The organism is Pseudoduganella rivuli (assembly GCF_009674485.1).
Classification (GTDB): domain Bacteria; phylum Pseudomonadota; class Gammaproteobacteria; order Burkholderiales; family Burkholderiaceae_D; genus Rugamonas; species Rugamonas rivuli_B.
Window position 1 is genome coordinate 212,191 of the sequence record NZ_WKJJ01000005.1, and the last position, 14,945, is coordinate 227,135.

Annotated in this window: 3 protein-coding genes; all 3 read right to left on the minus strand. The window is 67.8% G+C overall.

Going from position 1 to position 14,945, the window contains the following annotated elements:
- Positions 1-2: 2 nt before the first annotated feature.
- Positions 3-9,551 carry a non-ribosomal peptide synthetase gene (locus GJ700_RS09760; protein WP_154373111.1) on the minus strand — a complete coding sequence of 3,183 codons (9,549 nt, stop codon included), beginning with the start codon at positions 9,549-9,551 and terminating at the stop codon, positions 3-5.
- Entirely contained in the window at positions 9,548-14,551 is a 5,004-nt protein-coding gene (locus GJ700_RS09765; protein WP_154373113.1) for a non-ribosomal peptide synthetase, read from the minus strand. The genes GJ700_RS09760 and GJ700_RS09765 overlap by 4 nt, the downstream gene beginning before the upstream one ends.
- Before the next feature lie 163 nt (positions 14,552-14,714).
- The gene (locus tag GJ700_RS09770; RefSeq protein ID WP_154373116.1) at positions 14,715-14,897 is read right to left on the minus strand and encodes an MbtH family protein; all 183 of its coding nucleotides are present in this window, start codon (positions 14,895-14,897) and stop codon (positions 14,715-14,717) included.
- Positions 14,898-14,945: the final 48 nt, after the last annotated feature.

Consider the following 14,945-nt stretch of genomic DNA (forward strand, 5'->3'; position numbering starts at 1 on the left):
CCTTACCACTCCATTTCGTCCATGGCGTCGTCGCCGGCCAGCGCGGACATGTTTTTATTGATCAAATATGCCTGTTCCAGCGACTGTGCGATCGCCGCAATGCTGGCGCCCCCGAGCAGGAGCCGGATATCCAGTTCGAGCCCAGGCATCTGTTGCTTGAAATGCACTGCCAGTCGGGTGGCCAGCAGCGAATTGCCGCCCAGCGCATAGAAGCCCGCTGTCAGCGGGATCGGCGAGCGCCCGAACACCTGCTGCCAAAGCTCTTGCAGCCGTGCCTGCAGCTCCGTGGCTGGCACGCCGGGTTCCATTTCTTCGCAGTGCGGCGCCGGCAGCGCCGAGCGGTTGATTTTGCCGCTCACATGGGTCGGCAGGACATCCAGACGTTGCCAGAGGTGCGGATACATGTGTGCCGGCAGGGTGTCGCGCACCGCGACCTGGGCCAGTTCCAGACTGTCCGGCCCGTCGACGACCACGTAGGCGACCAGCCGGTCGGGCTGGCCGGTAACCCGTAACACGCTGCAGGCGACGCCGGCAACGCCGGGCACGGCCGCAATGGCGTGCTCGATTTCAGCCAGTTCGATGCGGTAGCCGTGCAGCTTGATTTGCTGGTCGGTGCGGCCCAGGAAGACCAGGCCGGCGCCATCCCTGAGCTGGACACGGTCGCCGGTGCGGTAGGCGCGCACCGCGCCGCCCTTTCCGTCGGGCAGCATCTGGAAACGCTCGGCGGTCTGCTCTGGATTATCCAGGTAGCCCAGCGCCAGCGAGGGGCCGCAAATCCACAGCTCCCCGCAGGCGCCCAATGGAACAGGGCGCCGCTGGGTGTCCAGTACCAGGTGGCCGCTCTGCGCCAGCGGGCCGCTCAGCGTGATGCCGTCCCGCAGGTCGTTGTCGCGTACCTCGCCGATCATGCTCCAGATGGTTGCCTCGGTCGGCCCATAGCAGTTGAACAGGCGGGCGCAGCGGCTTAGCAACTGGCGCGCCAGCGGCGCGGTCAGCGGTTCGCCACCGCACAAGGCCGTCAGTCCCGGGGTGCCGCGCCAGCCGCCGGCCAACAGGATGTTCCAGCCAGTGGGCGTCATTTGCAGGCAGTTGATGGCGTGCTGCTCCAGCATGCGAGCCAGTGCATGGCCATCCTTGCGCTGTGTTTCGCCGGCGATCAGCAGGCGGCCGCCGACGGCCAGCGGCAGCAGGTATTCGAGCAGCGAGATATCGAAGGTGGCCGAGGTCACCGACAGGACCGCCAATTGGCGGCCGGCATCCAGGCGCGCGCTGGCGGCGGCCAGGAATGCCTGCAGCGCGGCATGCTCGATGAGCACGCCCTTGGGCTGGCCGGTGGTCCCCGAGGTGAACAGCAGGTAGGCCGCGCCACGGCAGCGCCACGGCGCGCCGGGCGGCGCCGCCATCGCTGGCGCGGGGGCGTCGACCGCCAATTGTGTCACGCCGGCCGGCGCCACGGCGGGACCGGCGCCATGCACCAGCGCCAGCCGGGGGCGCGCCTGTAGCGCGATATTGGCGATGCGTGCGGCCGGCTGGGTGATGTCGACCGGAACATACACGGCCCCGCAGCGCCAGATGGCCAGCATGGCCACCACCAGGCTGGCGCCGGCCGGCAGGCAGACCAGCACCGCGTCGCCTTCGGTCACCTGCCGCTCCTGCAGCCGCTGCGCCAGCGCCGCGACCGCGCCGTGCAGGGCGCCATAGGTAAGGCTGTCCGCGCCACAGGCGACGGCCGGCGCCTCTGGCGTGGCGCGGCCAAGGTGGTCAAGGCGCTCCAGGATGTCGAGCGCCGGATGCGGGCCGGAACCGCCGCGCCAGCGCTCCCAGGCCAGCAGGTCGGCGGGACTGGCGCTGTGCAGCAGCGCCAGCGGCGTATCCGCCCGGCTGGCCGCGATGCCTTCCAATACCCGCAGACATAGCTGGTGGACCTGCTTGGCATAGGCGGGACCGACCAGCCGCCCCTGGTATTGCAGGTTGACGGCGATGCGCTCGCCTGGCGACACCACCAGCGCCAGGTCGAAATGCGTCTTGCTGTCGACGGTGATGCTGTCGATTTCGAGGCCGCGCAAGCCGGCGGACAAGCCGTCGGCCGGATAATTTTCGACGATCACTATGCTTTCAAACAGCGCCGTGCCGGGCGCCACGCCGCTTTCCTGCTGGATGTCGGCCAGCGGCATCCAGCCATGCGCAAGCGCCTGCTGCTGGTCTTGCCACAGCTGCGCCAGGCAGGTATCGACGGCGGTCTCCGGCGCGCAGGCCAGGCGTACCGGCAGTGTATTCAGGAACAGGCCCAGCATGCGCTCCGCGTCCGGTACGGCTTGCGGCCGGCCGTTATCGACGGCGCCAAACAGCACCGGCGCGTCGCCGCTGAGAATTTGCAAGGTCCGGCCCCATGCCAGGCGTACCAGCGTACTCAGGGTGACGCGTGCGCGCTGCGCCACCGTGGCCAGCGCGGCGCTCAGTTCCGCACTCAGATGCTGGACCTGTTCCACGATGGCGCCGGCCGCGACGGACTCGTCGGCGCCATGGATGACGCGGGTCGGATGCTCGATCCCGGCCAGGTATTGACGCCAGTAGCGCTGCGCCGCGGCGCCGTCCTGCTGTTCCAGCCAGCCGGCGAATTGCCGGAATTGTGGGGCCGAAGCCGGTTCGATGGCGGCTGGCGCGTCGAACACGGCGCTCAATTCCGCGAACAGCAAGGGCAGCGACCAGCCATCGAGCAGGGCGTGATGGAATGTCCATAACAGGCAGACCCGGCCTTCGGCGCCATGGACCGCGTCGAAGCGGCTCAGCGGCCGCCGCTCCAGGCCGTCATCGAAGCGCCGGCGGCGTTCCGCCAGCGCATCGAGGTCGTCGACGCCGCGATGTTCGCTGAGCGGCACCCCGGGGTTGGCGGGCTGCAGTTGGACCCAGCCGCAATCGGGCAGGTTGGCGAAGTGCGCGCCGAGGATGGCGTGGCGCTCGCACAGCCGGCGCCATGCGTGGACGAAGCGCTGCGCATCGAAGCCGGCGCGCACCACGATGCGCACCTGGTTCACGTAGGCTGCGGCATCGACCTGCGACATCAGCAGCATGGCGCGCTGCATGGGCGTGACGCGGAAGGCGTCGACGTAATCGTGCGGTGCGTCGAGATCCCGCAGATCGACCGGGGCCGGTGCGCAGCCGGCCTGCGGCGCTGGCATGGCGGGTTGGCACAGGCCGATCAGCGCGCCAATGGTCGGCGCGCCGAAAATCGCGCTCACGTCCAGTTGCAACCCGTGCTGCCGCAGTTCGGCCGACAGCCGCATGGCGCTGATCGAGTCGCCGCCCAGGGCAAAGAAATTCGCCTCTTCGTCCACCGCCGTTCCCAGCAGGCGGGCGGCCAGCTCCATGAGGACGGCGCCGGGTCCGCGCGCCTGATCCGACGGCGCGGGGGGCGCCAGGTCGATGTGGGGCGCCGGCAGCGCGGCGCGGTCGACTTTGCCGTTCGCGCTCAACGGCAGGGCCGGCAGCCATTGATAGCTGGCGGGGCGCATGTACGATGGCAGGCTGGCTTCGCAATCGGCGCGCAGGTCGTGCACGCAGGCGGCGGTGTCCAGCCCATCAGTAGCCGCGACCAGGTAGGCCGCCAGCATATCGCCGAGCGCCGTGCCGCGCACCAGATGGACCACCGCCTGGGCGATGCCTTCATGCCGGCCCAGGACATGTTCGATTTCGCCCAGTTCGATACGGTAGCCGCGCAGTTTGACCTGGCTGTCTTCCCGTCCCAGGAATTCGATATCGCCGTCGGCCAGGTAGCGCCCCTTGTCGCCGGTCTTGTAGATGGCCGTTCGGCGACGCGGGCAGTACAGGAAACTCGCCGCTGTTTTTTCCGGCGCGCGCCAATAGCCGTCGGCCAGGCCCACGCCTGTGATGTACAGGTCGCCGGTCACGCCATCCGGGCAATCGGCGAGGGTGTCGTCCAGCACCAGGTAGCCCTGGTTGGCCAGCGGCCGGCCATACGGGATGCTCGACCAGTCGGGCTGTACGTCGGTGACCGGATAATAAATCGACCAGATGGACGCTTCCGTTGCGCCGCCCAGGCTGATCAGCCGCATGGACGGCCGTGACTGGCGCAGGCGGGCCGCCAGTTTGACCGGTATCCAGTCGCCGCTGAGCAGGCAGCAGCGCAACGTGCGCGGGATGCCGTCATCGCCGCAATAATCGCTCAGTATTTGTATCAGCGCCGGAACGCTGTTCCATAGGGTAACGTTTTCGCGTTCGACCAGGCGACGCCAGACGGCAGGGTCGCGGCTGTGGCGCGGTTCCGCCAGCACCAGCTTGCCGCCCGCGCCCAGCACGCCGAACAGGTCGTACACGGATAAATCGAAGCTGAGCGACGACAGGCCCAGCACCGCGTCCGCGGGACCGACCGCATAGCGCTGGTTGATGTCTTCCACGGTGTTGCGCGCGGCGCTGTGGCGTATCATGACGCCTTTCGGTTCGCCCGTGGAACCGGAGGTGAAGATCACATAGGCCAGGCAGTCCGGGCTCACCGGGCTTTGCAGGGGAGGATGCGCGCTGGCGCCGGCGCCGGTGGCGGCCGGCAATGGCGCCACCGCCAACTGTGCCTGGGAGCCGAGCGCGGCGTCGGCTTGTTCCACCAGCACGACCCGCACCTGGCCGAGTTCCAGCAATTGCCGGCGGCGCGCCAGCGGCAGGCCGGCATCGACCGGTAAATACGCCGCGCCCGCAAGCCCGGTCGCCAGCACGGCGACCACCTGGCGCCACGACTTCTCCATGTGCACCGCCACCAGCTCGTTATTGGCCACCCCGTGCGCGCGCAGGCGCGCCGCCAGCTCGTCGGCCAGTGCCAGCAATTGCCCATAGCTGATGCGGGTGTCGCCCTGGACCACGGCTGTCGCATGCGGCCGGCGCAAGGCTTGCTCGATCACCGGCTGGTGCAGCAGGCCCGTCGGCAGTGCCATGGCGGTGGCGTTCAGGCGCTGCCGGCGGGCCGCCTGCGCGGCCGGCAATGGCAGCGGCAGCAGCGCGCCCGCCATGGCGGCGGGCGTTGCCGCGGATTCGGCCAGCTGGCAGAAACACTCGAACATGGCGGCAACCATTCCCGGCGGGAACAGGGAATCTTTGCTCAGCCAGCGCAGCTCCAGGCCACCGGCGGTCTCGCAGACGATGGCTTCGATCCACAGCCGCGCCTGCCCTTCGATGTGCTTGTAGAGGCAAGGCAGGGCCGCGTCCGTACTGGCGGCATCGTGCACCAGTTGGCTGTTGAAAATCACCGGCTGGTCGATCACGCGGCCGTGATGGCGTGTCGCCGCCTGCATGACTTCCGCGCCGTCGAATTGCCGATGGGAGAGGGCTTCGAGCAAGGTGTGCTGGCACTGGGTGGCCATGGCGGCCAGCGTGGATTCCCGGGCGCGGCGGTGGGTATAGATCAGCGTGGAAGAAAAATTTCCGGCCATGGCGGCGATGGCCGGATGCCAGGCGGGGCGCTCGTTGAGTAGCAGGCTGACCGTGAAATCCGATGTTTCGGACCAGCGTTCCAGCACGGTGGCAAAGCAGGCCAGCAGCAATGCGGTGGGCGTGCAGTCCAGGCGCCCGGCCTGTGCCTGCAGGCCGCGCCACAACCCGGGGGACAGCCAATGGCGATGGTGGTGGTTGGCGTGGCGATAAGTGTTTTCCGCCGCATCGGCCAATGGCAGGCGCGGCGCCGGCGGCAGGCCTGGCACGCGCGCCAGCCAGTACGCCTGGTCGCGTGCACGCGCCTGCTGCATGGCCGGCGACTGCGCATGCAGCATCAGGTCGCGCAAGCTCAGCGGCAGCGTCCCCAGGGCGGCGGCGCCGTGTTCATAGGCTTGCATCAGGTCGCGCAGCAGGATCTGGCTGCTGGGGTAGTCGAGGAATAGAATGTCCAGCGCCAGCAGCATGCGCTGCCTGCCGTGCGGCAGTCGCACATAGTGGATGGCGAAATTGGGCCAGGTTTCGTGGTTGAAAGACAGTGCTGTCATTCGGGCGCGCAGGATGGCCAGTTGCGCTTCCACGTCCGCCTCGCCGCAGGCGCCGAGCTCGTGCACCTGTGGCACATAAGGCGGGATTTCCGGCACAACCCGCAACGCCATGCCCGGTACGATCACCGTGCGCAAGATGTCGTGGCGGGCAATGACGGCCTGTATCGCCGTGCTCAGGCGCGGAAGGTCGAAATCACTGATGTCCAGTTCGACGCAGCCGGTATCGGCCACCGCCCGGGCGCCGTCGTGGGCGTGGCGGGCGGCATACAGGGCGCGTTGCAGCGTGGACATCGGATAAGGGGCATGGCGCTGGCCCACGTCGGCAGCCGGGAGCGCATCGTCGCGCCGCATGGCGTCCGGTGCGGTGGCCAGCAGCCCGGCCAGCGCTGCAATGGTGGGATGGGCGAATAGCTGGGCCAGGGATAATTCCTTGCCCAGTTCGCGCGCGACGGCATGGACGATGTGCGCCGCGGCCAGCGAATGTCCTCCCTGGGCAAACAGGCTGCGCCGGCAGCAGATGCTCTCGCGGCCGAGCACGGAGCGCCAGATGGCAGCCAGCTGCGCCTCCAGTGGGTTGGCCGGAGGCGTGTCGTGGTCGGCGTCCGGGCGGGGACGGGGCAAGGCCGCATAGTTGATCTTGCCGTGTGCGTTGCGCGGCAGTTGCGGCAGGATTTCGAATGCTGAAGGCAGCATGGGCGCGGGCAGGTGCTGCCGGCAGAACTCGGCCAGCTGGTCCGGCGCGAGTGTGCAGCCGGGCGCGGCGCCCACGTAGGCAATCAGTTGCGCGTCAACCTGCTCGCCGGCGTCGCCATGCACGTGCACGGCAACCTCCGCCACGCCTGGCCATGCCAGCAACACCCGCTCCACTTCTTCCGGCGCGACGCGGTAGCCGCGGATCTGCACCTGGCGGTCGGCGCGGCCGGCAATGTGCAGCCGGCCCGCTTCATCATAAAAGCCGCGGTCACCGGTGCGATAAGCGGGCAGACCCTGGTGGCGTGTGAATCCGCCACAGTCACCGCCACCCGCATAGCCCGGCGAAAGTAACGGGCTGACGAACAGCACCTCGCCCATTTCCCCCGTTCCAGCCTGCTCGCCGGCGGCATTCAACACCAGGCAGTATCCGCCGGGCATCGCCTGGCCGACAGGGACGATGTCATAAGGCAGGTCATCGTCGGCACGGTGCACGGCCAGCATTTGCTGGGTCTCGGTCGCACCGTAGAAATTATATAGATGCAGATGGGGCAACGCGGCCCGCAACTGGCGCACGAGGGACGCCGGCAGCCGCTCTCCCACGAACCACAGTTTGCGCAACGCGGTCAACCTGGCCAGGTCCGGATGCAGCGTCAAGATCCTGCCCAGTGCCGGTGACAGTCCCACCACGGCCGGCCGTTCCCGCTCCAGCCAGCCAGCCAGTGCCGTCGCCGTCATTTCCATGTCGGGCACCAGCAGGTGGCCGCCGTTGCCAAGGCAGCCGAACACGTCGCGCAGCAGCGGATCGTGGCCGACATTGGACAGCATCGCACACCGCACTTGCGTCCCCATACCCAATTCGTCGCGCGCCCAGCGCGCATAGTGGCTTAACGGTGCCGCCTGGCCTTGGACCAGCTTCGGTTCCCCGCTGCTGCCCGATGTGACGGCGAGGTAGGCCAGCTGGTCCGGCCGGCCGGGGGGCGGCAGGCCGGAAAATGCGGCCGGCAATGCGAGGTCCGCAAGACGGGTGGCGCCAGGCCACGCCGTGCCGGTCAGGTCCAGCACGCATTGCGCGTCGCAGGCGGAGAGAATGGCGTTGATGCGTGCCGCAGGATAAGCGGCGTTGATGACCACGAACGGAATGGCCAGGTGCAGCGCGGCGTACATGGCCGTTACCAGTTCGTAGCGCCGGTCCGAGACCAATGCCAGCGGACGCCCGCAAGCCGTCAAGCGCGGCGCCAGGGCATGGGCCATGGCGGCGACGTCATGCTGCAGCTCCGCGTAGGTGCGGGTGCGGCCTGCCGCGCTGACGGCAGGCATGCCAGGGGTTTGTTCGGCCCAATGGCGTAGTTGTGCTTCCGGGCGCGGCAAGTCGTCGACCCGCGGCGGCCAGGCAAGTCCCGGCCGCGGTCCCGGCAGCGCCACGGCGCCGACGGATTGGCCGCTGTCGGCGCACAGGCGCGCCAGGAGGTGCCGGTATTGATCGAGCCACAGCGCCACCGTGGCGCCGCTGTAGCGCCGCGTATCAGCGTGCGCTTCCAGTTCGAAGCAGGGCCGGTCATGTACATACAGGGTCAAGTCGAATTTGCTGGCGATCGCCGGCGGGGCCAGTGCGCTGCATTGCAGACCGGTGAGCCGCCACTCCTGCTCGCCCTGCGACATGAAATTGAAGAAGGTCTGGAACACCGGGTGCCGCGCCGTGCGTGGCTGGTCCAGTCCGGCGACGATGTCGTGGAATGCAACGCCGTCATTGGCCAGCGCCTGGATCATGCTGCCGCGCACCTGGGCCAGCAGCGCATCGCCCGTCATGTCGGGTTGCCAGGTGGTTTTGATCGGCAACACGTCAAGGAACAGGCCCACCGTGTCGGCCAGCGCGGCAAACGGCCGCTGCACTCCCGGGATGCCGGTGACGACCGTGGCGGCGCCGCTCAGGCGCCCCAGCAGCAACTGGAACGCCGCCAGCATCACCATGTTCGGCGTGCAGTCGAGCCGTGCGGCGAGCCGGCGCACGGCCGCGCTGGCGGCGGCGTCGAGGATCAGGCGCGGATTGGCGGCCGGGCTCGCCGTGTGCCCGGCATGGGCCAGCGGCAAGCGCAGCGGCGCCGGGATGCTGGCCAGCTGGTTCAGCCAGTATTGCAGCTTGGGCCCGGTATCCTGCTGCCCGGCCCAATGGGCAAAATTTTCAAAACCGATCGCGTCCTCTTCCGGAGCCGGCATCGCTTCCTGCCCGCTCAAGCGGGAATACAGTGCCGCCAGTTCACGCTTGAGCACATTCACGGAATGGCCGTCCGCTACCGCATGGTGCAGGGCCAACAACAACAGGTGGCGATCCGGCGCCAGGTTGAGCACCGCGGCGCGGAATAACGGTCCGGCCGCCAGGTCGAACGGCTGCGCGTAAAACGCGGCCATGGCATGGTCGGCATCCTGCGCGGCGACGCTTTGCACCGGCGCGCATTGCCATGCGCTGTTGCTGCGCACCAGCATCAGGCGCTCATCCTGCCAAGCGAAGTGGCTGAGCAGCACAGGATGGCGCCGTGTCAGTGCCGTCAGCGCTGCCAGCAGAGCGCGGGTGTCGAGTGCGCCATCGAGTTGCAGCGCGGCCGGCATCAGGTACGCGCTGCCGGCGCCAGCCTGTTCGGCCATCCATATCCCCAGCTGCGTGCGGGTGGCCGGGACGGCACGCTTGTCGGCCAGCGCCAGGCCGGCGGCATCCTGGCGGTCCAGCAAGTTCAGCAGGGCCGGCTTGTGGGCCTTCAGTTCGGCCAGCAGCGCTGGCGTCATGGTTCCGGGCGGCGCCTTGACGCGCAGCTCGCCGTCGGTCAGCGACAAGGTAACACGGGCTTCGGCCAATTTGGCGAGCAGTTCATTGACAGTCATAGTACGAACTCATCCTGCGCAGTGGCAGTGTTGTCATCGATAAGGGCGCCAAGTGTGCGCGCCGCGGCTTGTTGGTCGGCGATCAATTGCGCCAGGTCGGCGACAGTACGGATCGACATCAGGTCCGACACGGTAATTTGCACTTGCCATTCCGTTTCAACGGCGTGTTTGACTTTCAGCATCAGCAGCGAGTGCCCGCCCAGCTCGAAAAAGCCGGCATCGCGGCTGACAGGGCCGCATTGCAGCACCGTGCGCCAGATGTCCGCCAGGCGCTGTTCGATGCCGGGCCGGGGCGCCTGAAATGCGCCGGTATCGATCGAAACGGGTAACGCTTTGCGGTCTACTTTGCCATTGAGCAGGCGCGGCAGTTCAGCCAGGACCGTGTAACGGGCCGGCAGCATATAGGGCGGCAACTGGCGGGCCAGCGCATCGTGCGCGGCGGCCGGGTCGAACCGGCCCCCGCGCGCCACCACGCAGGCGCTTATCTGTGCTCCCTGGACTGCCACCACCGCCTGTTCCACGTCCGGCAGCGCGGCGAGGTGCGATTCGATTTCCTCCAGCTCGATACGTTGTCCGCGCAGCTTGGTTTGGGTATCGGCGCGGCCGATGAATTCCAGCGCACCATCGCGCTGCTGGCGCACCAGGTCGCCGGTGCGGTACATGCGCTGGCCGGGACTGTCCGTGAACGGATCGGGCAGGAAGCGTTCGGCGCTCTGGCTGCTGCTGGTCAGGTAGCCGCGGCTGACGCCCGGACCGCCCAGGTACAGTTCGCCGATCGCCCCATGCGGGACGGGATTGAGCCAGCGGTCGAGGAGGTAGGCCTGCGTATCGTCGATAGGTTGACCGATCAACGGTTTGCCGGCGCTCGCGCCAACTTCCGCCCAGGTCGAATACACGGTATCTTCCGAAGGACCGTACAGGTTATGGATGCGGCCTACGCCGCGCGCGCGCAGGCGCGCCACCAGGTGCCGCGACAATGGTTCGCCGGCCAGGTTGGCGACCGCCAGCGCGGGGGGCAGCAAGTCATTGTCCAGCAGCGCTTCGACGGCCGACGGCACGCTGTTCAGCAGGCTGATCGTGGCAGCTTCCGGTAAATCCCCGATGTCGAGCACGGAATCGAGGACGGAAACACAGCCGCCCACGGCCAGCGGCATCAGCAGTTCAAACACGGAAATGTCGAAACATGGCGACGTGGCGGCCAGCACGTGCGCGAAATCGGCCGGCGCATAGACGCGCCGTGTCCATCGATAGAGCTGCTCGATATTGGCCCAGGTGACGGCCACACCCTTGGGCTGGCCGGTGCTGCCCGACGTGAAGATGACATACGCCAGCCGCTGCGCGGGATACTGCATGGCGGGGAAATCGGCCGGGGGCAGGGCGTCCATGGCGCCCTGGTCCCATTGTTCGGCGGCGCCAGCCAGTTCCGGCTGCATGGTGTCGGTCAGCAGCAGGCGCGCGCCCGATGCGTGCAGGATGAAGCGCTTGCGCTCGGCGGGATAACGCAAGTCGAGTGGCACGTAGGCCGCGCCCGCGCGCAGCACGGCCAGGATCGCCACCAGGCGGAAGACCGAGGCCTGCATATCAATGGCGATGGTGACCTCCGGCCCGGCGCCGTGGCGTCGCAGCGCGGCGGCCAGGGTGCCGCTGCGGCGCCACAGCTGGCGGTAGCTCAACTGGTGGGCGCGGCAACGTACGGCAACCAGGTCCGAGTGCGCATGGGCGGCAATGGCGTCAAGCAGACCGGGGGCGGCGTCCGGCGCTGCTTGCCGCACCGCGCAGGCCGGCGGTGCGGACGTCCGGCATTGCCACAGCGGGGCATCCGGCGCATCGCACAGGACCGCCAGCAAGCGCACCCAGTCGGCGGCGAACTGGGCGGCGGTCTCGGGCGGCCAAGTATCGGCCGGGTAAACCAGGCGCCCTGCCATGACGCCGGCGCCATCGGCGATCGTGAGGTCCAGCTCACTTTGCAGGCCGGGGGCTGGTAACGGCACACTGGTCAATACCGCATCGTGCAGCGCCAGGGTTTCCCCGCCGGCGCCGCACAGCCAGCCTGGCGCCACACCGGCCGCCGCCTTTAAGTACGTGAACATGGCCTGGTATGGCTTGCCGGCGGGGACGGCCTGCTCCAGCTTGCGATAGAAGGCCGGGCGCGATGCGTCCAGCAGTCCGGCGAACGAGTCCGCGCCCGCCACGTTGTAGTCCAGCCCCTGTGGCGCAATGAAATAGCCGACCGTCTGCGCGAAGTCCGCGTTGCGCCTGAGCGAAACCGGCATGCCCACATGGACCGTGTCCTGTTGCGCGTAGCGGCTCAGGACGATGGCAAACGCCGCCTGCAATACATGGTGGACGGTGGTCTTGCAGCGCGCCGCCAGCATGGCGACGGCGCTTCCGGCCGCGGCATCGAGCGGGAAGGCGTGGCTGGCGGCATGCCCGGAGCAGGCCGCATCGAGCCCCAGTTCCCTTGGCAGGTTCAACGGCTCAGGCTCCGCCTGGGCCGTGCGGACTTCCGGCCGGGCGACATGAGCGAGCGCAAATTGCCGGTACGGGGCGCTGCTCCGTACCGGCGCACCGGCCAGCTCCAGGGCAAGTTGTTGCACGCTGGCGGCGTCGGCGAGGGCATGGTGTACCAGCAGCAGCACGGTCACCTGTGCCGGAGCGCTGGGCCAGCAGTGGACCTGGTACAGGGATTCGTCGCTGGACGCCATGGGGCGGGACAGCAGTGCGTGCAAGGCCGCGTCCACTGCTTCCGGCGCGGTCTCCGGATGGCATGTAAAGGCCCCGGCCCCGCTGCCATACGTGGGTACAATCGCCCCTGCCTGCAGCGCAAAGCGCACGCGCAGTTGGGCATGCCGCTGCAACTGTTGCGCGACGATGCCGGCGATGGCGGCCGCGTCCGGACCGTGGTCGAGACGGAAAGCCGCGGCCAGCAGGTGCCGGGTGCTGCCGGGGTGGGCCAGCTGGTCGATCCAGATACCCTGCTGGTTGGCGGCCAGCACCGGCGGCGCATCGTCGTGCGCGCCTTCCTCCGCGGCCGCCGGACCATGCCCGCCTGGCGCCGGCGCGCTGGCCAGGCGTGCCTCCAGCAATGCGGCCAGCGCCGGTACGCTGTCGGCCGCCAGCATGTCGACCAGGTCCAGGCGCGCGCCGAACCGCCGTTCTATCTGGTGCTGCAATTCCAGCATCCGGATTGAATCGAGGGCAAACTGTTGCACATCGTGTCCGGCGCCGTGGCCGGCGATTTGTTCAAGCAGCACTGCCAGTTGGGCCGCCAGTCCGCCAGGTTGCGCGGCCGGGTGCGGTACACGGCCGGGCGCCGCGCTGGTGACGACTTTCAACTGATTGGCCAGGTACGCGGCTTTCATCGCCAGGCGCTGGTTCTTGCCGCTGCTGGTCTTGAGCATCGACAGCGGCTGGATCAGCACAACGTCGAACACGGCAAGCTCATGTGCCTGGGCGATACGTTGCCGGATGCGCGCGGTCAGTGCCGGCACATCGAGGCCGCGCACCGCGCCGCGGCGCACTTCCTGCACCACGACCAACTGCTCTTCGCCATCCTGTTCGATGGAAAAGACGGCGCCGGAATCGGCCTGCAATTCAGGCGATGCGAGGCGCACGGTTTCTTCGATGTCCTGCGGATAGTAGTTACGGCCCCGCAAAATAATCATTTCCTTGATACGGCCGGTGATCACCAGTTCACCGTCGTGCAGGAAGCCGCGGTCCCCGGTGCGCAGCCAGCGGCCGTGCTCGGCTTCCAGGCTGGCATGGAACGTGGTGGCGCTCAAGTCCTCCCGGCCCCAGTACCCCAAGGCCACGGACGGGTGGCGAACCCAGAGTTCGCCGACATGGTCCGGCGGTAAACGATGCCCATGCGCATCAACGATAGCGACCATGCCGGGGTCTTCGGGACCGCCGACGCCGACCAGTTCAGGCGCGCCCGCTCGCGGCACGTAGCGGTCGTTGGCCAGCGCTTCGGTATCGGCCGGGAATAACCGCACCTGTCCGGTCGCGCCGCTGACGAACAGCGTTGTTTCGGCCATGCCGTAGCAGGGGAAGAAGCTGTCGAAGCGGAATCCACAGGGCGCGGTGCGCCGTGCGAATGCCTTCAGCGTATCGGCCTGGACCTTCTCGGCGCCATTGAAGGCCACTTTCCAGGAGGACAAGTCCAGGCCTTGCAATTGTTCTTCGCTGATCTTCTCGGCGCACAAGCGGTAGGCGAAATTGGGGCCGCCGCTTGAATGCGCGCGATAGGCCGCTATTGCGCGCAGCCAGCGGACCGGTTGCTGCACGAAGGCGGCGGGCGTCATCAGCACGCTGGTGCCGCCCACAAAGAACGGTTGCAGCAGGTTGCCGATCAGGCCCATGTCATGGAATAGCGGCAACCAGCCAACCACCACACTGTCGCTGGTGTGGCCGAACGCACGCTGGATCAGGCGCTGGTTGGCAAGCAGGTTGGCGTGGCTGACCATGACGCCTTTCGGGTCGCCGGAGGAACCGGACGTATACTGCAGGAACGCGATCTGCCTGCCGTCGATCCTGTCCGGCAGCGGGCCGCCGGTCGTTTCCCCGGCCAGCGCTTCCAACGCCAGCACCGGGCAGGCGAAGCGCTCGGTGAGGGGCGCGAACAGGTTGTCGCCGAGACGGTCGAGCAATTGCTGCGAAGTCAGCAACAGGTCGGGCATGCAATCGGCGACCATGCGCTCGAGCCGCTCCAGCGCATGGCGGCCGGCGCGTGGCGGATAGGCCGGCACGGCAACCAGTCCGGCGCGCAGGCACGCATAAAACGCGAGCACATAGTCTTTGCCTTGTGGCATAACCAGTAAAACTCTTGCGCCTGGGGCGACGCGCCGCAGTAACTGTCCGGCCATTTGCTCGCACTGTTGCTGCAGTTGTCTGAAAGTCAGCCTGGCTTCTTCCCGTTCGCCGTCGGCGAGAAAGATGTACGCCGCCTTCTCGGGCTGTACGGCAGCGTTGCGCTGGATAATGTCGATAAATGTGAGCATAGCGTGCACGCGGTCTGGATGGTGAGCGGGGAGTGCGGCGTAATAGCGTTGCCGGGTACGGACGGCCGGGTCCACCCGCGGCGGCGGTCATACCGCCGTGGCGCAGGACATCAACGGCCAGGGACTGCGGCTGGGCTGGGACGTTCGCGGCGGAGCGCTGGACTCAGCCGATCAGGGACTGGGGACGAATGTCTTTCCAGATCATGGCGATATGCGACAAACAGGCATCCTTGGTGCCGGAGTAGCCTTCGGCCAGCCAGCCAGGCGGCACCTCGCGATCGCAGGGCCAGATTGAATATTGAAGTTCGTGGTTGTGCACCACTTGAAACTGAATAAATCCATCCATCGCAATTCTCCAGGTTGCATATTCCGGGCGCACGCGGCATATGCTTTT